The 20,670-nt window shown below is 71.1% G+C and carries 16 protein-coding genes; 9 read left to right on the top strand and 7 right to left on the bottom strand.

Annotation, left to right across the window (positions count from 1 at the left end; genetic code table 11):
* Positions 1-256 precede the first annotated feature (256 nt).
* Complete coding sequence (locus J2853_RS37845; RefSeq protein WP_307565840.1) at positions 257-664, top strand: YciI family protein; 408 nt, start codon at positions 257-259, stop codon at positions 662-664.
* A gap of 8 nt (positions 665-672) precedes the next feature.
* Entirely contained in the window at positions 673-1,818 is a 1,146-nt protein-coding gene (locus tag J2853_RS37840) for an RNA polymerase sigma factor (protein WP_307568955.1), read from the top strand.
* A 96-nt stretch (positions 1,819-1,914) separates the two neighbouring features.
* On the opposite strand, the gene J2853_RS37835 is transcribed toward J2853_RS37840, so the two are convergent.
* Positions 1,915-3,381, bottom strand: a complete 1,467-nt coding sequence (locus J2853_RS37835) for an NCS2 family permease (protein ID WP_307565838.1) — start codon at positions 3,379-3,381, stop codon at positions 1,915-1,917.
* Positions 3,382-3,512: 131 nt separating this feature from the next.
* Here J2853_RS37835 and J2853_RS37830 point away from each other — a divergent pair, with 131 nt between their 5' ends.
* On the top strand, positions 3,513-3,776 hold the full coding sequence (locus tag J2853_RS37830) for a DUF2530 domain-containing protein (protein ID WP_307565836.1): 264 nt from the start codon (positions 3,513-3,515) through the stop codon (positions 3,774-3,776).
* 144 nt (positions 3,777-3,920) lie between these two features.
* Here the strand turns inward: J2853_RS37830 and J2853_RS37825 are convergent, their stop codons facing one another.
* Together J2853_RS37825 and J2853_RS37820 are read right to left on the bottom strand one after the other, a co-directional pair.
* Entirely contained in the window at positions 3,921-6,986 is a 3,066-nt protein-coding gene (locus tag J2853_RS37825; protein ID WP_307565834.1) for a sacsin N-terminal ATP-binding-like domain-containing protein, read from the bottom strand.
* Positions 6,987-7,121: 135 nt separating this feature from the next.
* Positions 7,122-7,937, bottom strand: a complete 816-nt coding sequence (locus tag J2853_RS37820) for a DUF3027 domain-containing protein (RefSeq protein ID WP_307565833.1) — start codon at positions 7,935-7,937, stop codon at positions 7,122-7,124.
* A gap of 181 nt (positions 7,938-8,118) precedes the next feature.
* On the opposite strand from J2853_RS37820, the gene J2853_RS37815 reads away from it, so the two are divergent.
* Positions 8,119-9,708 (top strand): MFS transporter, encoded by a 1,590-nt coding sequence (locus tag J2853_RS37815; protein WP_307565831.1) that lies wholly within the window; start codon positions 8,119-8,121, stop codon positions 9,706-9,708.
* A gap of 65 nt (positions 9,709-9,773) precedes the next feature.
* Here the strand turns inward: J2853_RS37815 and J2853_RS37810 are convergent, their stop codons facing one another.
* Both J2853_RS37810 and J2853_RS37805 read right to left on the bottom strand, forming a co-directional pair.
* Positions 9,774-10,172 (bottom strand): cold-shock protein, encoded by a 399-nt coding sequence (locus J2853_RS37810; protein ID WP_307565829.1) that lies wholly within the window; start codon positions 10,170-10,172, stop codon positions 9,774-9,776.
* A 90-nt stretch (positions 10,173-10,262) separates the two neighbouring features.
* Complete coding sequence (locus J2853_RS37805; RefSeq protein WP_307565827.1) at positions 10,263-10,892, bottom strand: HAD family hydrolase; 630 nt, start codon at positions 10,890-10,892, stop codon at positions 10,263-10,265.
* Positions 10,893-11,212: 320 nt separating this feature from the next.
* On the opposite strand from J2853_RS37805, the gene J2853_RS37800 reads away from it, so the two are divergent.
* Entirely contained in the window at positions 11,213-11,875 is a 663-nt protein-coding gene (locus tag J2853_RS37800; RefSeq protein WP_307565825.1) for a TetR/AcrR family transcriptional regulator, read from the top strand.
* 51 nt (positions 11,876-11,926) lie between these two features.
* On the opposite strand, the gene J2853_RS37795 is transcribed toward J2853_RS37800, so the two are convergent.
* Complete coding sequence (locus J2853_RS37795) at positions 11,927-13,351, bottom strand: hypothetical protein (protein ID WP_307565823.1); 1,425 nt, start codon at positions 13,349-13,351, stop codon at positions 11,927-11,929.
* A gap of 123 nt (positions 13,352-13,474) precedes the next feature.
* On the opposite strand from J2853_RS37795, the gene J2853_RS37790 reads away from it, so the two are divergent.
* From J2853_RS37790 to J2853_RS37775, 4 genes are all read left to right on the top strand, one after another.
* Entirely contained in the window at positions 13,475-15,853 is a 2,379-nt protein-coding gene (locus J2853_RS37790; protein ID WP_307565822.1) for a helicase-associated domain-containing protein, read from the top strand.
* A 43-nt stretch (positions 15,854-15,896) separates the two neighbouring features.
* Positions 15,897-17,408 carry an AMP-binding protein gene (locus J2853_RS37785; RefSeq protein ID WP_307565821.1) on the top strand — a complete coding sequence of 504 codons (1,512 nt, stop codon included), beginning with the start codon at positions 15,897-15,899 and terminating at the stop codon, positions 17,406-17,408.
* 121 nt (positions 17,409-17,529) lie between these two features.
* Entirely contained in the window at positions 17,530-18,225 is a 696-nt protein-coding gene (locus tag J2853_RS37780) for a hypothetical protein (protein ID WP_307565819.1), read from the top strand.
* A gap of 170 nt (positions 18,226-18,395) precedes the next feature.
* Positions 18,396-20,042 (top strand): DNA repair helicase XPB, encoded by a 1,647-nt coding sequence (locus J2853_RS37775; protein ID WP_307565817.1) that lies wholly within the window; start codon positions 18,396-18,398, stop codon positions 20,040-20,042.
* Between the two features lie 189 nt (positions 20,043-20,231).
* Here J2853_RS37775 and J2853_RS37770 read toward each other — a convergent pair whose 3' ends face one another.
* A complete protein-coding gene (locus J2853_RS37770; protein ID WP_307565815.1) occupies positions 20,232-20,540 on the bottom strand; it encodes a hypothetical protein in 309 nt (102 codons plus the stop codon).
* Positions 20,541-20,670 lie beyond the last annotated feature (130 nt).

The following is a 20,670-nucleotide window of genomic DNA, read 5'->3' as shown; positions in this document are numbered from 1 at the left end:
AGGCTATCGCTCGCCGGGGGTTCGGGCCATCCGCGGTTCCTCCCGCCCCGGCGGGCGCGTGCCGTGAGGCAGGCGGTCAGTACGGCGAGGCCGCCCCCGCGCCACGCCGCGTACCCGGGCCCCACAAGACGGCTCACCAGGCTCATCCACGAGAAACCGAAAAAAATCGGATGGCGATGTCGAGAACCCGCGACCGGCTCCGTCCCCGCGGTGAACGTGACCACAATGGGTCGCGTCAGCACCGAGGAGAGACACGATGGCCAAGTACCTACTGCTCAAGCACTACCGCGGCGCTCCGGCTGCGGTCAACGACGTGCCGATGGACAAGTGGACGCCGGAGGAGATCTCGGCGCACGTGCAGTACATGAACGACTTCGCGGCTCGGCTTGAGGAGACCGGCGAGTTCGTCGACAGTCAGGCGCTCGCCCCCGGCGGCACGTTCGTCCGGTACGACGGCGAGGGCCGCCCTCCGGTCACCGACGGCCCGTTCGCCGAGACCAAGGACCTCATCGCCGGCTGGATGGTGATCGACGTCGACAGCCACGAGCGCGCCCTCGAACTGGCCGGGGAGCTGTCGGCCGCCCCCGGGGCGGGCGGGAAGCCGATCCACGAGTGGCTGGAGCTGCGCCCGTTCCTGACCGAGCCGCCCACCATCACGGAGTGAACTCTTCGATGAACGAGGCCCTGCTCCGGAGCCTCACGCCGAGCGTGCTCGGGATCCTCGTCCGCCGCGGAGCCGACTTCGCGGCGGCCGAGGACGCCGTGCAGGACGCACTGGTCAATGCGGTCCGCGTCTGGCCGGCCGACCCGCCGCGTGACCCGAAGGGCTGGCTGGTCACCGTGGCCTGGCACCGGTTCCTCGACGCGACCCGGGCGGACGCCGCCCGCCGCCGGCGTGAGGACCTCGTCGACGAGGAGCCGGCGCCCGAGCCCGCGCCCGGGGTGGACGACACGCTCCGGCTCTACTTCCTGTGCGCCCACCCGTCGCTGACGCCGTCGTCCGCGGTCGCGCTCACGCTGCGCGCCGTCGGCGGGCTGACCACCCGTCAGATCGCCCAGGCCTACCTGGTGCCCGAGGCGACCATGGCGCAGCGCATCAGCCGGGCCAAGCGCACCGTCTCCGGCGTGCGGTTCGACCAGCCCGGCGACGTCGCCACCGTGCTGCGCGTCCTCTACCTGGTCTTCAACGAGGGCTACTCCGGCGACGTCGACCTCGCCGCCGAGGCCATCCGGCTCACCCGGCAGCTCGCGTCCGCGATCGACCACCCCGAAGTGGCGGGGCTGCTCGCCCTCATGCTGCTCCACCACGCCCGGCGCGCCACCCGGACCGCGCCCGACGGCGGCCTGGTGCCGCTCGCCGAGCAGGACCGCGCCCGGTGGGACACCGAGTCGATCGCCGAGGGCGTCGAGATCCTGCAGGCGGCCCTCGCCCGCGACCGGCTGGGCGAGTTCCAGGCCCAGGCCGCCATCGCGGCGCTCCACGCCGACGCCCCCACCGCCGAGGAGACCGACTGGGTGCAGATCGTCGAGTGGTACGACGAGCTCGCGCGCCTGACCGACAGCCCGGTCGTCCGGCTCAACCGCGCGGTGGCCGTCGGCGAGGCCGACGGACCGCGCGCCGGGCTGGCGGCGCTCGCGGCGCTGGACGACTCGCTGCCCCGGCACACCGCGGTGGCGGCGTATCTCCACGAGCGCGACGGCGACCTGGCGGCGGCGGCACGGCTGTACGCCGAGGCGGCCCGAAAGGCGCCCAACCTCGCTGAGCGCGACCACCTGACGCGCCAGGCCGCCCGGCTCAACACCCGGCGGTGCCGCTGACGGGTAGCGCTCGGATTTTCCCGCGGCACCCGCGCCTTCCGAACGCACACGGCCGTCACGGTGAGAACCGATCACCATGACGGCCGTGTCTCGTCCTCAGAGGCCGAGCAGGAGCTTGATCGGTCCCAGGGCGAAGTAGACGACGAACAGGGCGGCGACCGTCCACATGAGCGCGTGGACCTCGCGGGCCTTGCCCATGACCAGCTTGATCAGCACGAAGGTGATGAAGCCCGCACCGATGCCGTTGGCGATCGAGTAGCTGAACGGCATGAGCACGATCGTGAGGAAGGCCGGGATCGCGATCTCGTAGTCGGTGAAGTCGATCTCGCGGATCGCGGTCATCATCAGGAAGCCGACGACAACGAGCGCGGGGGCGGCGGCCTCGTAGGGGACGACGGCGACCAGCGGCGACACGAAGATGGCCAGCAGGAACAGCACGCCGGTGACGACGCTGGCCAGGCCGGTGCGCGCGCCCTCCCCGACGCCCGCGGCCGACTCGATGTAGGTCGTGTTGGAGGAGACCGAGCCCGCTCCGCCGACCGCCGCGCCGACGGAGTCGACGAGGAGGATCTCGCGGGTCCTGGGCAGGGTGCCGTCTTCCTTGATCAGCTCGGCCTGGCGCCCGACGCCCACCATCGTGCCCATCGTGTCGAAGAAGTCGGTGATCAGGAGGGTGAAGACGAGCAGCAGGGCCAGGATGACCGAGACGGAGCCGAAGGCGCCGAACGGGTCGAACTCCCTGAAGAGCACCAGGGGGTTCTCGAACCCGAAGATCTTCTCGGGCAGTCCGGGGACGACGAGCTGCCAGCCCGCCGGGTTCGGCTCCTTACCGGGCACCGTCGCGGCGCCGACCTTGGTGACGGCCTCCACGATGATCGCGAGGACGGCGGTGGAGACGATGCCGATCAGAATGGCGCCCTTGACCTGCCGCGCCACCAGCAGGGCGATCAGCAGCAGACCGACCACGAACACGAAGATCGGCCAGCTGGCCAGATTGCCGCCGATGCCGAGCTCCAGCGGCGGGCCCGCCGCCACACGGCGGACGAAGCCCGCGTCCACAAAGCCGATCAGGGCGATGAACAGGCCGATGCCGACGCTGATCGCGGTCTTGAGCTGGGGTGGGATGGCGTTGAAGACCGCCGTGCGGAACCCGGTGAGCACCAGGAGGGCGATGATCACGCCCTCCAGGAACACCAGGCCCATGGCCGACTCCCACGACATCTGCGAGGCGATGCCGTAGGTCACGAAGGCGTTCAGGCCGAGGCCGGCGGCCATCGCGAAGGGGACCCTGCCGATGACACCCATCAGGATGCTCAGCAGGCCCGCAACGAAAGCCGTGCCGGCGGCGACCAGCGGCACGTTGGGCACGAGGCCGTCACCGATGAACTGGCCGTCCACGTCCTTGACGGTGGCGATGATCAGGGGGTTGAGCACGACGATGTAGGCCATCGTGAAGAACGTGACGAGGCCGCCGCGGACCTCTCGGCCCACCGACGAACCGCGGTCGGAAATAGAGAAGAAACGGTCAAGTTTACTTATTGAGGGGGTTTTCGCGTCACTCACGCACGCAGAGTGACATTGAGGCTCTCCCGTCGGAAGGCCCAGGTCACGATGGTGATGCTTTCGAGATGGATTCGCGCCTTCACAGACTCCGCCTTGCGGGTAGTGAGGCGGCGTCGCCTAGGCTGAATCATGTGAACCAGCCTCGCCCTCCGGATCTGCAGCCGTTGAAGACCAACGACACGATCGCGATCCTCACGGGCACCGTCCTGTGGGCGATCGCCCTGGCCGTGCTTCTGATCGTACAGCCGGGCCCCCAGCATCAGTGGTGGATCTGGACCTGTGTGTCGGGCATCTGCGGTGGGCTGTTCGGCCTCTGGTTCGTACGGCGCCGCGACCGCCGTGGCCCGCCGCCCTCCTCGGACAAGCCGGTCGAACCCACGACAGTGATCTTGTGATCGTCCCTTTCCGAACCACGTCCGAGGGGTGCGCCCCCCGCCGGACGACCGCGCGGTCCCCGCACATGCGCTGACTTCGGCGCATGTGCGGGAGGACACTCGCGTGAGAACCGGGCACCGGTCCCACGCACTGGGACGACAGGTCTAGTTGGTCGACGCGGTCCAGCTGTCCAGGTCCGCCTCGGCGAGCAGCAGCGGCACCGCCTCGGGGTCGCGCAGCAGCGCCGCGACCGCGAGCCGGTCTCCCCACTGGCCCGACGCCCAGGCGAGCCCGCGGGCCAGCCCCTCCACCCCCGTGGCGTGCACCACGCCCTCGAAGAACCGCCAGGCCGCGGGGACGCCGTCCACGAGCAGCCTCTCGTGCTCCATGTAGGTCGTGGGCGCGGTCGGCAGCAGCGAACGCACGGCGGGCGGAACCTCACGGACCTCGCCCGAGGAGGTCACCTCGCCCGCTGCCTCCTCCCCGGCCAGCGGCAGGTCCAGCAGCTCCGACAGGGCCTCGGCCAGGTCGAAGGGCGCCAGGATCAACGGCCGGCCCGCGACCAGCGGAAGCAGGTCAGGCGCCTCGACCACGACCGGTTCGCCCGGCTCGTCCGCACCCTCGCCCTCGGCGGACAGCGTGCGCCCGTCCTCGGCGTCGGCGACGACGATCTCGCCGCCGAGGATGGCGCGGACCGAGCGCGGGGGCGCGACCCGCGCGGGTTCGACGGCGGCGAGAGCCACCCACAGGGCTCGGAGCTGGGCCCGGTCCACCTCCACGGTGGGGTCGCCCATCAGGTAGATCAGCTCGTCGGGGCCGCCGTGCGAGGCGAGCAGCTCCGCCAGCGTGGTCCGGACGCCGATCATCGCCAGCGCGGCCTCGTCGATCCCTGCCGGGGCGTCGCCGTACAGGCCGAACAGCAGCGCGTCGGCGGTCGGGAGCCTCAGCTCGGTGGGACGCCTCCCGCCGAGCACCGGGTGGGTGGAGAGCCACCACGCGGTGTAGGACGGCACCTCCACGACCTCTCCCGCCACGAGGATCCGCAGCGGATGCAGGACCGAACGGAGCGGCGGGCGTGACAGGAGGGTGAGGGCCGCGGGCCAGTTCGCGACGTATTCGAGGTCGCGGATCGCGGAGAACTCCCTGGCGACCGGCGGGACGTCCATCTCGGGCAGCAGGTCGAGAACGGCCTCCAGCCACTCGTCCTCGCGGTCCAGGTCGTGGTCGCAGTCATCCGGGTCGATCATGACGTCGGTGTCGTTCACCACGGCGAAGCCGTCGAGCACCCCGGCCGCGGCCAGCACCCGCGAGCCGTACCGCTCCACCAGCTCGGGCGCGGCCGTGCCGAAGTGCGTGTCCGGATCCAGCAGCCCGGCCAGCGCTCCCTCGGCGAGAAGCAGCTCACCCGCCGGGTACAGCTCGCCGTCCGCGCCGCGCAGCGCCAGGTCGGCCAGCCAGGGGGCCTCTCCCGCGGTCAGTCCGGCGGCGTCCACCAGCGCGAGCACGGCCTGGGCGACCGGCTCGGCGTCGGCGCTGTTCAGGGACTCCGAGACGGCGGAGCGGGTCAGCGAATCCTCCAGGACCGTCCGGGGGGTCGCCTCGCCCGCGCCGAGCCGGAGCAGGAGCGGGTGGGCCGCGTCCGGGTGGACCACGCGCAACCCGAGCGGGGCGAGCACGGCCGGGTCCAGCGCGGAGCCGTCGATCAGCAGCAGCGTGCCGCGCGGCCCCCGGACCAGGCGGCCGTCGGCGAGCGGGACCGGCAGCGCGCCGAGGGACTCGGGGTCGTCGGCGGGCAGCACCTCGTACAGCGACCGCCACCAGGCCGGGTCCCTGTCTTCGACCGCGTCGCCGGAGAGCATGTCCACGACGTCGGTGAGCTGCACCCGCTTGACGCCGAGCGTGTTGATCGCGGGATGGCGGGACGGCCACCCCGCGGGCAGCAGCCCGGGGACCATGGGGGCGATCTTCTCCAGCAGCTCGCCCGGGGCCGCGACCACGGAGGCTCGCCGTCCGGGCACGACCAGGCCCTCGCCGTCGGCGGGCGGGGAGAGCACGGGGAGCAGCGGGGCGTCGGGGAGCCTGCGCAGGATCGCCCGGCGGATCTGCGCGTCGAGCTCGCCCTTGCCCATCAGGCCGGGGACGAGGTCGAGCAGCTTGGGCGTGCGCGGCAGCCCGGCGAGCAGTTCTAGGTAGAGGTCGGCGGCGCGCTCCACCAGGAAGTCCGTCAGCGGGCCCTTCGCCACGTGCCGCCGGTCGGTGGCCATCGGGAACGAGGCGATCAGCAACGCGGGCAGGTCCAGCGGCTCGTCGCTCGGCGTGGGCGCGTGCACCACCGGCGGCACCTGCGCGGGCAGGGGTCGAGGCTCCCCACCCGCGGTGTCAGGGCCGCCCGGAGTCCCGCTCGCGGATCCGGCGACGGGCACGGCCCAGCGGACCAGCCAGTACGGCCGGGCCCTTTCCTCGGTCGGGCGGTCGGCGAACAGCTCGGCCACCTGCTCCGGGGCGAACTGCCCGGAGGCCGCGACCACCTGCCAGCCGTCGGGCGTGACGGTCCGCGTCTCGCCGTCCACGTCGATCTCGATCGACTCAAGGGCGGGCAGGCCGAGCAGCAGCGCGGGGCTGGTCTCCCGCAGCATCCGCCGGACGACGTCCTCGGCCGTGCCGTCACGCAGCGGCAGCCGTACGAGCGTGGTGAAGCCCGGGGGGATCTCGACCGGACCGGCGGGGAACGGCAGGCGCAGCAGCGGCACGTGCCCCCCGCGCTCGGCGAGTTCCTTGGCCAGCGCGGGCTCGGCGGCCACCAGCGCGGCGGTCTGCTCGCGGGACCAGCGGACGACCCCGGAGCCGAGCGATCCGATCACCGGCTCATCGCAGACCGACACCACGGCCGCGAACCCGACGCCGAACCGGCCGGCCGCGCCGGACTCGTCCCGCTTGGCGGAGACGCGCAGCGTGGACAGGCCCTCTATCCCGGCCGCGTCCACCGGGGCGCCGGTGTTGGCGGCCGACAGCACCCCCTCGCGCAGGGACAGGCGGAGCCGTCCGGGCACCCCGGCGCGGAGCGCGGCGTCGGCGGCGTTCTGGGCGAGCTCGACGATCAGCCGGTCCCGGTAGCCGCCGAGCGCGAAGTCCTCCTCCGCGTTGGCGTCCTCGCGGAAACGCGCGGGCGAGGCCGCCCAGGCGGCGAGTACGGCGGAGCGCAGTCGCTCGGTGTCGAAGATGTCAGTCACAGCGATGAGTCCCATGGGTCGAGGGCCACGCAGATCACCTCGTCCGGCAGGCGGCCGGGCCGGAGGTGACCCGGCGGCCTGCGGAAACAGCGCCGGATCAGAAACTATCCGGTGGGCTGTCGAAACAGGGTCGGATCAGGAGTGCCCCAGCGGCTCGGAGCCGTCGACGTCCACGGAACCGGCCAGACCCGCCTCCGAGGAGTCCTCGGTGGTGTCATAGGCGAGATCGTCGAGGATCGGCGAGGTCGGCTCCACCTGGTGCGGCAGCACGGCGGCCTCCGAATGCGCGCCGCAGCCGTGGTCGGCGGCGACCACCCGGCCGTCGTCGGGCGCGTACTCGTTCGCGCAGACGCCGAAGCCGGTGCGCAGCGCACCCGCCAGCGGCCAGTAGAAGCCGCAGGTGGAGCACTGGGCGGGAGCGGCGTGGGCGAGTGGGGTGTGCGGGCCCGACTCGCCGGAGTGCCAGCGCCGCACGGCGCGGTCACGGCCGATCGGAGAGAGCACCCGTGCCCGTCCGAGGCCGTACTCGAAGATCATTTGATGGTCGACGTCGTCGTCGACCTCGGTGAAACCGGGTGCGAGCCGATCGTCGTCGTCGGAGGTGGGCAGCAGATCGCCCACACCGAGATCGCCGGGGCGCAACCGCTCGCTCCACGGCACCCACTGGGGCGGCAGCAGCGCGCCCGGGCCGGGCAGGAGCACGACCTCGCTGACCGTCACGTTGCGGGCCCGGGAGGCCCTGGCGACGGTGACGGCCCAGCGCCAGCCCTGATAGGCGCGGTCCAGACTGGCGAAGTAGTGGGTGACGACGCGGTCGCCCTCACCCTCGACGCCGAGGTGATCGCCCACCTCATCGGGTCTGACGTTCTCTTCGATCGCGAAACGGGCCAAGTCGACGGCGGCGACGCAGGCCTGGTCCGGGACCACGGCGCGGGATCGAGTACGGTTCACGAGTCGTCTCCCGTCAGCCTGGCAGCCCGTCGGCCGCTGTCCCTACTGGCTCGCTCGCTGCGCTCACTCACAGTTCATTCTCACCTATGCCCGGAGCGAACGACACCGCCGGATGCCGATCACACGAGTAGTTGCCTATCGCACCCGCCAACTCACCCGCCATTCGGGTATGACTTGATACGTGGCAGCTGGGTGGGAACGGGCGCGAAAGTCGATCGGTGAGGCCTCCCGCCGGGCCGGCCGCGCGGTGGCCGGAGCGGGGCGGGCGACCGTGACGGCGGGAAAGAGCACGGGCCGTGCCACCCTGCGCGCGGGGCGTGGCGCGGCGAGCGGGACGCAACGGGTCGGCAGGGCCGCCCGGAGGATGACCCACGCCCAGGGCGCGGGCCGTACGGGTCTCGGACAGCTGATCGAGCTGACCGCCACGCACAGCGCGGGCGACGCGCTGGTCACCGCGGCCCTGGCCGGGACGCTGTTCAAACTTCCGGTCAACGAGGCCCGGGGCCAGGTCGCGATCTACCTGCTGATCACGATGATCCCCTTCGTGGTGGTCGCGCCGTTCGTCGGGCCGGTCCTCGACCGGTTCCGCTCCGGCCGGCGCTTCGTGATGGCCGGAACGCTGTTCGGCCGCGGGCTGCTCTGTTTCGCCATGGCGGCGGCGATCGTTCCCGGCGACGTGTTCACCATCTTCCCGGCGGCGCTGGCCGTGCTGGTGCTGTCCAAGGCCTACAACGTCTCCCGCGCGGCGATCATGCCGAGCGTGCTGCCCGCCGACATCGCGCTGGTCACCGCCAACGCGAGGGTCGCCCTGTTCGCCCTGGTCGCGGCGGGTGTCGCGATCCCGATCGGCGCGGGCGCCAGCGCCTGGCTCGGCGCCGAATGGGTGTTGCGCGCGGCGACGGTGCTCTTCCTGCTCCAGGGGGTGCTGGCCGTCCGGCTCCCCCGTCACGTCGACTCCCCCGATCTGGAGGAACTGAACGACGAGGGCGAGAAGCGGCCACCCCGCTGGCGCACGCTGCTGAACGTGGGCCCGGTGGTCGCCGAGGCGATGAAGGCCAACGTGGCCATCCGCCTCCACTCCGGTTTCCTGCTCTTCTACCTGCTCTTCCTGGTGCAGGACAGAAATCTCCCCGGGCTCGCCCCGCCGGTCACGATCGGCGTGCTGGCCGTGGCCGCCGGAGCGGGAGGCCTCGCCGGAGCGGCCGTGGCGTCCTGGGTGCGCAATCACTCCCCCCAGATCATCGTTCTGGCCACGCTCGCGCTGACGACCGTGATCACGGTGGTGTCGGCGATCGTGTTCAACCTCTGGACCGCGGTGGCCGTCGCACTGGTGGCCGCGTTCGCCCAGGGCCTGGGCAAGCTCGCGCTGGACGCGATCGTGCAGCGCGAGATCGGCGAGGAGGTGCGTTCGTCCACGTTCGGAGTGGTCGAGGCGTTCCTGCAGATCGCGTGGGTGGTCGGCGGGCTGGTCGGGCTGCTGCTGTCGCTGTTCACCGAGGGGCCGGCCGGGCTCGCGGTGATGGCCGCGGTGCTGGCGGGCTCGCTCGGCTGGCTGCTGGTACGGCGGCGCAGGCGAAGCGACGCGCGGGACGCCAGGGTGAAGGCCGCCAGGACCGGCCACGCTCCCGCCGCCCAGCCCTCCGCCAACGGGGAACGGCACTCGGAGGAGAAGGCCAGGCCCAAGCCCGCGGGCACGACCACCGCGATCGTGCGGCGGGACGATCCCCCCACGGAGAAGCGGACCAGGCCGCTGACCAACCCCCACGGCTGAACCGTGGGGGAGGTCTCGCGTAAGGCGGGCCGGCAGGGGTTACCGGGGAACCACGGGGAAGGGGATCAGTCGTCCAGGTCGTCGGCCACGGCCCGGAGAACGGCGGCGATCTGCTTGGCGTGCGCGGGTTCGGGGTGCTTGTTCTTCTGGTACGACGTGGAGACCGCGTCCAGAAGCTTGATCAGGTCCTCCACGATGACGACCATTTCGTCGGGCTTCTTACGCTTGCCCTTTGGCTTGGCCGCCTTGGCGAGCGTGGGGGGCTGATCGATCACTCGAACCGAGAGCGCCTGCTGGCCGCGACGCCCCTCGGCCACACCGAACTCGACCTTCTGGCCTGGCTTGAGAGAGTCCACACCATTGGGCAGCGCGGAAGAATGCACGAAGACCTCACCGCCGTCGTCGCGGGTGAGGAAGCCGAAACCCTTGTCGGCGTCGTACCACTTGACTTTGCCACTCGGCACAGGGGTGACCTCGTTCAGACTGTCGTGAAAAGGAATGGATGTAGGTTATGCCCAGCGGACGCCGAGAGCGACCGTCTAATCAGCCTCTAATTACACGAGTGAGGCGGGAGTTCGCCAGCCGTCGAACCATTCGGTGAACTCGGTCAGATCACCCAGCACGACGTCCGCTCCGTGATCGTGCAGCTCTCCCCTCGGGTAAAGGCCCGTCGCCACCGCCACGCTGACGACGCCCCCCGCCCGCGCCGCCTCGATGTCGGCGACGTGATCTCCCACATAGGCGGAGGCGCCGAAACTCATGAGAGCCGGCCCCTTGGCGGCCCCGAAGACCGAGCCGGCGACCTCGTCCACGTCCAGGCCGAGGAATTCGACCGTGCTCGCCGCGTCCCTGGCGTTCTTCCCCGTCACCACGACGACCCTGCCGCCGCCGCGCCGTACGGCCTCCACGGCCTCACGCGCACCGGGCATGGGGACGGTGACCGGAACGGCGATCGAGGGATACAGCGACCTGAAGAAGGCGGCGGCCCCGGCGATCTCCTCGGGCGGCAGCCAGTTGGCCAGCTCCCATTCCAGCGGCGGCCCCAGCCTGGCCACCACGGCGGCGCTGTCGATGAACACACCCATGTGCCGTGACACCTCGTCGTAGACGGCGGCGATGCCGGCACGCGTGTCCGCGAGCGTCATATCGAGATCGAACCCCACCGAGTTCATCGGCTCACTCACCACTCCTTATCAGATCCGGAGGGCATTATCCGAGAGGCCCCCGAAGAATGGTAAATCTCGCCGTACGTGACACCACTCGCCGCCGGCCCCTTTCAAGAAAGGATTCACTTACCGGAAGGCGAGTCACCGAGCCGAGCTCCGGGAGGGCCACTTCATGATCGACATAACGCTTTCGCACGGCCGCCCGACGAGCCGCCCGCGGATCGCCGGGGGCGGCTCGTGACCGTCCGGCGCACCGCCCGTAACGTGACTGGTCCGGCGTGCCGCGACCTGAGAAGTTGGGCACTGGATAGGGTCATGGTGGAGGTATCGACAGAGAAATGACCAGATCAACGCGCGAGCGGATCATCGACGAAGCCCTGCGGCTGTTCGCCGAACGGGGCTATTCGGCAACCTCCGTGGCCGAGATCGAGGCCGCGTCCGGGTTGTCGCCTGGCGCGGGAGGGCTCTACCGGCATTTCAAGTCGAAATACGAGGTGCTCGCCGCGGCGATGAACGAACACGCCGCCCGGACCCGGACCCAGATCGTCGAGACCCTCGCCGAGATGAGCACCGTCGACATGTCGCTGGACGTCGAAGAACGTCTGGCCCATCTGTGCAAGTCCGGACTGGCCAAGGCCCGCGAGGAGAGCGAGCTGACGCGCGTCTTCTTCCGCGACCTGAGCCAGTTCCCCGAGCTGGTGGCGATCGTCCGCGAGGGGCTGCTGCAGCCCATGTTCGACGCGATCACCACGTGGTTCCGGGCCCAGCCCGAGTACGCCGAGGCCGACCTGGACTGGCCCGCGATCGGCGCCGTGCTCGGCGGCGCGGTGGTCCACTACCAGCTGTTCCAGGAGACGGTGGGCGAGCCCCCCGGACGCGCGGAACGCGACCGTTTCATCGCCTCATGGGTGCGACTCGCGCTCGGCCTGTTGCCCGAACCCGGCCGCCGGGATGATCGGCTGAGCTACCTGGCATGCCCGCCCACCGAGGCGATCGGCTGAACCACCTGTCGCGCCCTCCGGCCGAGCCACCCGCCGAGACGATCGGCCGGCCTACCCGTTGCGCCTGCCGGTCGGAGTGACCGGGTTGAACAGGCGGTAGGCCAGCCAGAACACACCCGCGGCGCTTCCCATCATGAACATGAACCCACTGATCGTGAAGAACTGCTCCACCACCAGGCCGAGGTCCTCCCGTGCCCGGATGAGCGCGACCAGGGAGCCGCCGATGGTGTAGCTCAGGATCGGCGCGCCGATCCCGCGCACCTTGTCGACGTTCTCCCAGGCCTCGCAGAACACCACGACCAGCGCGGCGACCGCCCAGACCAGCACGGGGATCTGGAAGATCGCGATGGGGGCGAAGGGGAAGGGGATCAGCAGCCCCGCCAGGCCGAGCAGGGCCATCCCGACCACCTCGCGATGGTGACCGAGCAGGACCGTCCTGGCGTCGCTCTCCCCGGCGACGACGTCCTCCCTCGATCGAGGCTGGCGGTGCTTCCGGCGGGGCAGGTTGAACCGCCGCCTGGCCTGCTTCCTGGCCTGCTTCCTGGCCAGCAGCCGCTCGGCCTCCTGCCTGGCCTTGGCCACTCCCGGCGGCGTCACGGACCGGGGCCTTCCGCTCCCCGTCGCGCCCTTCGGCCCCTCTCCCTCTCCCGATCCCTCTCCCGGCCTCGGCGCGGGTACCGATCCCGTTCTCTCGTCCGGTCCCGGTCCGGTTTCCGGCTGCGACACGACGTCCCGGGTGGGCGGGATCTCCTCGGTGGGCGGGTCGTTCGCGTCGACGCCCTCGGCCGCGGGGTCGTCCGGTCCGTCTCCCCCGGACGCGATCGGTGAGGATCGCGGCCGGGCCGCCGGTTCGGGGGCGCCCGTGGGGACGGGCCCGGGGACGTCCGCGGAGACGGCCTCGTGGGCGTCGTCGTGGGTGCCCTCGTGGGCCGGAGACCCCGGGGCGCCGGCCCCGGAGTGATGGGCGCCCGGCGCGGCCCCGTAAGGATGCGAGCGCCGGGGATTGCCCGTCGACGCCTCGGGGAAGTCCAGCCACTCGGAACCGGACTCCCCGGAGGCCGGACGACCGGAGGACGGTTCGGCGGAATCGTGGAGGCCGGAGGCCGGGGCGGGGACGACGACGCCGGCGGGGCGATCGGCCTCTCCCAGCGACTCCGTCAGGCTCCCCGGCGTCGGGGCCGGGACGACGGCCTCGGCGGCGCCTCCGGTCTCCCCCGGCGTCTCCGGCACGCCCCCCGAGGGCGTCTCACCCTCCAGACGGCGTACTTCGCGCCGTACCAGCGCCGCGGGGTCGCCGAACCGGGCCAGGACCTTCGCGACGGCCTCCGGGCCCTCCGCCCCCGTCCGCTCGGCGTCTATCCGCTTCCGCAGCCTTCCGACGAAATCGATCCGCTGCCTCGGGGGCAACACGCCGTGGGCGGCGTCGGCCGCCCTGCTGACGTACTCCAGGACAAGCTGGTCGGCACGCTCGATCACGCTGGCCATCCTCTCTCGGCACTGCCCTGCCTGTGGCCTCTTTCCCCCATTCACGGCCGCTCACATGATCACAAACTTTACCCGTGCCTCGCTTTGTCGGTAAGGCCTCTTACCATTGACGAAATGAGCACGGAGTTCACCGAGTGGCTGCGCAGCCGGAGCGACGATCAGTTGCGGGCTCTCGCCGCCGTGCGCCCCGAGCTCGTCACTCCCGTCCCCGCGCACCTCGAGGGCCTGGCGGGACGGGCGAGCAGCCCGTCCGCGGTCGGCCGGATGCTCGATCGCCTCGACCGGTTCACGCTCTCGGTCATGGAGGCGCTGAGCGTGCTCCCCTCGCCGATCTCCTACAGATCGTTGCAGGCCCAGATGGCCCGGTCGCTGCCGGGAGCGGCCGATCCGGTCTTCCGGAGCACGCTCAAGGAGACGGTCGAGCGGCTGCGGACCCTCGTCCTGGTCTACGGGCCCGACGGCGCCCTGGCCCCCGCACCCGGGGTGCGGGAGGTCCTCGACGGGCCGGCGGGTCTCGGCCCCCCGGCCGTGGAGGTGTTCCGGCACCATCACACGGAACGGCTGGCCGAGCTGATCCAGGACATCACCGACGAAGACCACGGGGGCGGCGACACCAAGGAGGCCCTCGCCGACCTGCTCGGCGACCAGAAGGTCGTCGGGCGGCTGATCGAAGACGTCTCGCCGCAGGCGCGGTCCGCCCTCAACGAGCTGGCCTGGGGCCCGCCCAGCGGCCGGGTGCCCAACGCGCGCCGCGAGGTGCGGGCCGCCGACGCCCAGTCGCCGATCGAGCAGCTCCTCTCTCGCGCGCTCCTGGGCGCCACCGGCGAGGAGACCGTCGTCCTGCCCCGCGAGGTCGGCCTGTTCCTCCGCGACGGCCGGATTCACCAGGACCTCTCCCCCGTCCCTCCCTCGTTGGACGGCGCCGGACGCGACCGGGGACTCGCCGACCGCACGGCCGCCGGGCAGGCGTTCACGTTCACCCGCGCGGTGGAGGAGTTGTGCGAGCGCTGGAGCGCCGACCCTCCCGGCGTGCTCCGCAGCGGCGGCCTGGCCGTGCGCGACCTCAAGCGGATCACGGCCCTGCTCGACCTGCCCGAGTGGGTGGCAGGGTTGATCATCGAGGTGGCGCACGCGGCCGGGCTGGTGGCCGCGAGCGGCGCGGTGGACGGCGACTGGCTGCCCACCCCCGTCTACGACGCCTGGCGGATGAAGGGCACCGAAGACCGCTGGGTGATACTGGCCATGACCTGGCTCACCATGGACCGCGTGCCGGGGATGATCGGCGAGCGCGACGAGCGCGACCGGCTGCTCAACGCCCTCCACCCCGACCTGCGCCGCTCCGCCGCCGCCGAGGTCCGCACCACCACCCTCGGCATGCTCGCCACCGCGGCGCCTGGGGTGGCGCCCACCCTCGGCTCGGTGCGCGAACGCCTGGCCTGGGAGCAGCCCCGCCGCCGCGGCGGCCACCGCGACCAGCTTGTGGAGTTCACGCTGCGCGAGGCCGAGCAGATCGGGGTCACCGGTCTCGGCGTGCTCTCCGCGCACGGCCGCGCCCTGCTTCCCGGCGGGAGCCGTACCGGATCCCCCGGCGAGCTGCTGGCCCCGCTGCTGCCCGAGCCGCTCGATCACGTGTTCCTCCAGGCCGACCTGACCGCCGTCGCGCCGGGGCCGCTCACCACCGAGCTGAGGCGGTGGCTGGCGCTGTCCGCGAAGGTGGAGTCCACCGGCGGCGCGACGGTCTACCGGTTCGACGAGGGATCGATCCGGCGGGCGCTGGACGCCGGGCAGGGCGCCGACGAGATCCTGGCCATGCTGGAGCGCCATTCGACCACGCCCGTCCCGCAGCCGCTCAGCTATCTGGTCACGGACGTGGCCCGCCGCCACGGCCGCATGCGCATCGGTACGGCGAGCGCCTACGTGCGGTGCGACGACTCCTCGCTGCTGGACGAGGTGATGGCCGACAAGCGCGCGATCCCGCTGCGGCTGCGGCGGCTCGCCCCCACGGTGATCGCCTCCAAGTCGTCCAGGCCGGCCCTGATCGACTCGTTACGCGCGATGGGCTACGCCCCGGCCGCGGAGTCCCTGGACGGCGACGTGATCATCACTCAGCTCGACGTCCGCAGGACCGAGGGCCCGCCCCTCGTCCGCTCCTCCGCCACGTTCAACGGCCTGGAGGCCGAGGTCGTGGCGGCCGCCATCCGGGCCGTGCGCGCCGGGGACGCAGCCCACCAGGCCCGTCGCGTTCCCCTCGACGCCCCCGACGGCCAGGTCCCGCGCTCCCCCGCGACCGCCACGATCTCCGCCCTGCGCGACGCCATCCGGCAGGGCTCCCAGGTCTGGATCGGCTACCTCGACTCCCAGGGCAACGCCACCAGCCGGATCCTCGAACCCGCCCGGATGGAGGGCGGCTACCTCACCGCCTACGACGAGACGCGGGCCGCGGTGCACCGTTTCGCCCTGCACCGCATCACGGGCATCGCCGAACTCGCCTGAAGAGGGGTTGACTGCTCAGCCCGCACCGCCCAGGTTGAAGGTCATGAGCGCTGATCAAACACTGGGCCGGCTCGCGGAGGAGTCGTGGAGCAGGTTCGGTGACTTCGACTCGTTGTACTACGAAGGGACCTGGCACCGCGCCGAGGCACTCGCCGAGCGGACGCGGCGGGTCACCGGCGGGTTCGGTGCCCTGGGGGTCCGGCCCGGCGACCGGGTGGTGGTCATGATGGCCACCTGCCCGGAGGTGCCGGTCACCTACCAGGCGCTCTGGGCGGCCGGGGCCGTGGTGACACCGGTGGTGTTCCTGGTCGGGGTGGAGGAGCTGCGGCACATCCTCGTCGACAGCGGCGCCGTCGCGGTGGTCACCTCGCCGGAGTTGCTGGACACCGTCCAGGCCGCCGCCGAGAAGGTCCCGGTGATCGTGGTGGGCGACGCCCCGCCGGGCACGACGCCGTTCGCCCGGCTTGAGGAGGCCGCGGAGACCGGTGCGGTGAGGCGCGACCCCTCCGATCTCGCGGCGTTGATGTACACCGGCGGCACGACCGGCCGGGCCAAGGGCGTCATGCTGACCCACGGCGGCCTCTGGCACGTCTCGAAGGCCGCGCAGGGGATGTCCCACCGGCCGGGCGTCACCCGGGCGATCGTCCCGGTGCCGCTCTCCCACGCCTACGGCCTGATCATCACCATCGCGGGCATGCACGCCGTCGAACCTCCGCAGGCCGTGCTGATGCGCTGGTTCGACCCCGGGTTGTTCCTGCGCCTGGCCGCCGAGCAGCGGGTCCAGTACGGCTCGGTGGTCCCGGCCATGCTGCAGATGCTGCTGGCCGAGCCTCTTGAGAGCGTCCGGTTGCCCGACCTGTCCTATCTGACCTGCGGGGCGGCGCCCTTGGGCCGCGAGGTGCTCCGGGAGTTCGAGCGACGGATGCCCGGCGTGCGGATCCTTGAGGGATACGGCCTGACCGAGACCAGCGCGGTCACCACCTTCAACCCGCCGGACCGCAGGAAGGTGGGCAGCGTCGGGCTGCCCCTGCCCGGCTACACGATCACCGTCCGCGACGACGACGGCGAGGAGCTGGAGATCGGCGAGGTGGGCGAGATCTGTGTCCGGGGCGACGCGCTCATGAAGGGCTACTGGGGCGACGCGGACGCCGCTGCCGGCGGCACCGCGCTGGTGGACGGCGAACTCCGTACCGGCGACATCGGCTGCGTGGACGACGACGGATACCTGCACATCGTGGACCGCAAAAAAGATCTGATCATCCGGGGCGGGTTCAACGTCTTCCCCCGCGACGTCGAGGACGCGCTGAACGAGCACCGGGACGTGCTGATGTCCGGGGTGATCGGCCGTCCCGACCCGATCCACGGCGAGGAGGTCGTGGCCTTCGTCCGGCTCCACCCGGACGGCCGCGCCACGGCGGAGGAGCTCATCGCCTGGACCCGCGCCCGGGTCGGCCGGGTGAAATACCCCCGCGAGATCTACTTCACCGACTCCATCCCGGTCACCAGCGTGCTGAAGCTCGACCGTAAGGCACTGCGCGCCCGCCTCACCGGATAGCCTCGGACCGAGGGAGGACGATCGCGATCACGACGAGAGCATCGCTCTGTGACACACGGCTCATACCCATATCGTGATACGCGTTGGCGTTCAGAGTTCGATAGAAGCGAGAAGATCCACAGTGAGCAGCGGTCACCCCGAAGGTCCCAGCACGAACCCGGACGACTGGAAGAGCCCGTACGCCACAGGGCCCAACCAGACTCCCGGCCACGGCGCGCCCTACGGTTACGAGCCGCCCCAGCAGGAGCACCAGCCCGAGTACGGCCGTCCCGGCCCTCAACCGGACCACGGCCAGGGACAGGCGTACGGCCGGCCTCAGGACCACGGCCAGGGATACGGCCAGCCCCACGGCCAGTCCCAGGACCAGGGCCAGGGCCAGGGATACGGCCAGCCCCAGGACCAGGCTTACGGCCAGGGCCCGTCCTACGGCCGGCCCTACGACCAGGGCCAGGGATACGGGCAGCCCTACGGCCAGGGTCAGGGATACGGCGAGCAGCCGCCCTACGTGCAGTATCCGCCGCCGCCCTACGCCCAGGGGTACGGATACCAGCCGGGCAGCGAGGGCGCCAGAACCCACGCGATCGTCGCGCTGGTCGTCAGCCTCGTGTTCGCCCTGAGCTGCTACGTGAGCCTCGGCGGCATCGCCGGAGCCGTCATGTCCGGCCTGGCGCTGGGGAAGGTCGACCGCGACGTCAGGGGCGCCAAGAAGCTCCTCAAATGGACCTGGATCGGCATCGGCATCAACATCGCGTTGATCCTCGTGGGCCTCGCCACCTTCATCATCGCCGGCCTCAACGGAGCCTTCGACGACTACTGAGACCGCTACTGACGTAGTTCGAGGTTATCGGTCCGGAATTTTCCCTACGGGACTGTTGGACCCCTCGGCTCTGTTACATAAGGGAGCCGGAGGCGAGGGACGCGCGGCAGACCGACGAGTCCCCGTACGAGTGCGACCATGAGCTCGCCGGCCATAACCAAGGAGCGTCTGTGACTGACGGACCGTTGATCGTCCAATCGGACAAAACCCTGTTGCTTGAAGTCGATCATGAGAAGGCCGGCGAGTGCCGCAAGGCGATCGCGCCGTTCGCCGAGCTGGAGCGCGCGCCCGAGCACGTGCACACCTACCGGATCACCCCGCTGGCGCTGTGGAACGCGCGGGCCGCCGGGCACGACGCCGAGCAGGTCGTCGACGCGCTGATCGCCTACAGCCGCTACCCCGTGCCGCACGCGCTGCTGGTGGACATCGCCGAGACCATGGCGCGGTACGGCAGGCTCCGGCTGGAGAAGCACCCCGTCCACGGGCTCGCCCTGACCAGCACCGACCAGGCCGTGCTGGAGGAGGTCCTGCGTTCCAAGAAGATCCAGCCGCTGCTGGGCGAGCGGCTGGGCGCCGACAGCGTGGCCGTGCACCCGAGCGAGCGCGGCAACATCAAGCAGTTCCTCCTCAAGCTGGGCTGGCCCGCCGAGGACCTGGCCGGATACGTCGACGGCGAGTCCCACCCGATCACGCTCACCGAGGACGGCTGGCAGCTGCGCACCTACCAGAAGGAGGCCGCCGAGGCGTTCTGGCACGGCGGCTCCGGGGTGGTCGTGCTGCCCTGTGGCGCGGGCAAGACGATCGTGGGCGCGGCGGCGATGGCGCATGCCCGGGCGACGACCCTGATCCTGGTGACCAACACGGTCTCGGCGCACCAGTGGAAGCAGGAACTGCTCAAGCGGACCTCGCTGACCGAGGACGAGATCGGCGAGTACAGCGGCACCAAGAAGGAGATCCGGCCCGTCACCATCGCCACCTACCAGGTGATGACGACCCGCAGGCAGGGCGTCTACCGGCATCTGGAGCTGTTCGACGCCCGCGACTGGGGTCTGGTCATCTACGACGAGGTGCACCTGCTGCCCGCGCCGATCTTCCGGATGACCGCCGACCTGCAGGCCCGGCGGCGGGTGGGACTGACCGCGACGCTCGTGCGCGAGGACGGCCGGGAGGGCGACGTGTTCTCCCTGATCGGCCCCAAGCGCTACGACGCTCCGTGGAAGGAGATGGAGAACCAGGGCTGGATCGCCCCGGCCGACTGCGTCGAGGTCCGGGTGACGCTGACCGACGAGGAACGGCTCGCCTACGCCATGGCCGACTCCGAGGAGCGCTACCGGTTCTGTGCGACCACACCGTCCAAGTCCCGGGTGACCGAGGCGCTGGTGCGGCGGCATCTGGACGAGCAGGTGCTGGTCATCGGGCAGTACATCGACCAGCTCGACGAGCTGGGCGAGCACCTGAACGCCCCGGTGATCAAGGGCGAGACGAAGATCAAGGAGCGCGAGCGGCTCTTCCAGGCGTTCCGCGACAAGGAGATCCAGGTCCTGGTCGTCTCCAAGGTGGCCAACTTCTCCATCGACCTGCCGGAGGCGGCGGTGGCCATCCAGGTGTCGGGCACCTTCGGGTCCCGGCAGGAGGAGGCCCAGCGGCTCGGCCGCGTGCTACGGCCCAAGGCCGACGGCGGCGGGGCCCGGTTCTACTCGGTGGTCAGCCGCGACACGGTGGACCAGGATTTCGCCGCGCATCGTCAGCGGTTCCTGGCCGAGCAGGGATACGCGTATCAGATCATCGACGCGGACGACGTGCTCGCCGGGGAATAGCCTCAGACGGCGAACACGTCGTCAATTCGAGTCAGGTCCACGAAATACCGCGGGCTTTCGACAAAAAAACCACCCCCTCGCTAGGCCTCGACGGCCACTGGCGACATACCCCCATGATCTGCCGGAGTCACCAGTTTTGCCCGGCTTTTTCGCCATTTCAAGACAGAATGACGGAGGGTGCCCTGGCGATTACCGAACGATCAGACCACCGACGAACAGAATGCCCTCCGCGATCACCCAGACGGCCAACGCCGCGATCATGAGGGCGGTGAGACGGTCTTCGTCGCGGCGGGCACGCGGGGCCAGCCAGGCGCCCGCCGTACAGCAGGCCGCGATCACCGCGAACAGGGCCGAAAGCCTGGACACGCCGTCCAGCCTCTCCACGCAGCCGCCCTCGGAGCAGAAGGCCTCCGGCCCCCAGCCCGCGAACACGGAAAACCCCCAGAGCGCGGCCAGCAGGAGATTGGCCACGACCGGTATCGCAGGGGAGATCCGCATGGTCATTGAGATACCCGCCGCAGCCGGACGTCAGTCCATCGCTAAATCCTTTTGAGCGTCACGAAGGTCCCCGGTAAGCTGGTCGATTCGCTGCCCGATGACCACCACCTCCGTTTATCGAATGGGAGGC

This window comes from Streptosporangium lutulentum (assembly GCF_030811455.1).
Lineage (GTDB): Bacteria > Actinomycetota > Actinomycetes > Streptosporangiales > Streptosporangiaceae > Streptosporangium > Streptosporangium lutulentum.
The sequence above is the reverse complement of the archived record's forward strand: the minus strand, read 5'-3'. Positions and strand labels throughout refer to the sequence as shown.

Excerpts from the sequence above, each read along its gene's own strand:
- J2853_RS37785 (WP_307565821.1), top strand. The coding sequence starts at position 15,897 with ATGAGCGCTGATCAAACACTGGGCCGGCTCGCGGAGGAGTCGTGGAGC.
- J2853_RS37800 (WP_307565825.1), top strand. The coding sequence starts at position 11,213 with ATGACCAGATCAACGCGCGAGCGGATCATCGACGAAGCCCTGCGGCTG.
- J2853_RS37845 (WP_307565840.1), top strand. The coding sequence starts at position 257 with ATGGCCAAGTACCTACTGCTCAAGCACTACCGCGGCGCTCCGGCTGCG.
- J2853_RS37840 (WP_307568955.1), top strand. The coding sequence starts at position 673 with ATGAACGAGGCCCTGCTCCGGAGCCTCACGCCGAGCGTGCTCGGGATC.
- J2853_RS37770 (WP_307565815.1), bottom strand. The coding sequence starts at position 20,540 with ATGCGGATCTCCCCTGCGATACCGGTCGTGGCCAATCTCCTGCTGGCC.
- J2853_RS37790 (WP_307565822.1), top strand. The coding sequence starts at position 13,475 with ATGAGCACGGAGTTCACCGAGTGGCTGCGCAGCCGGAGCGACGATCAG.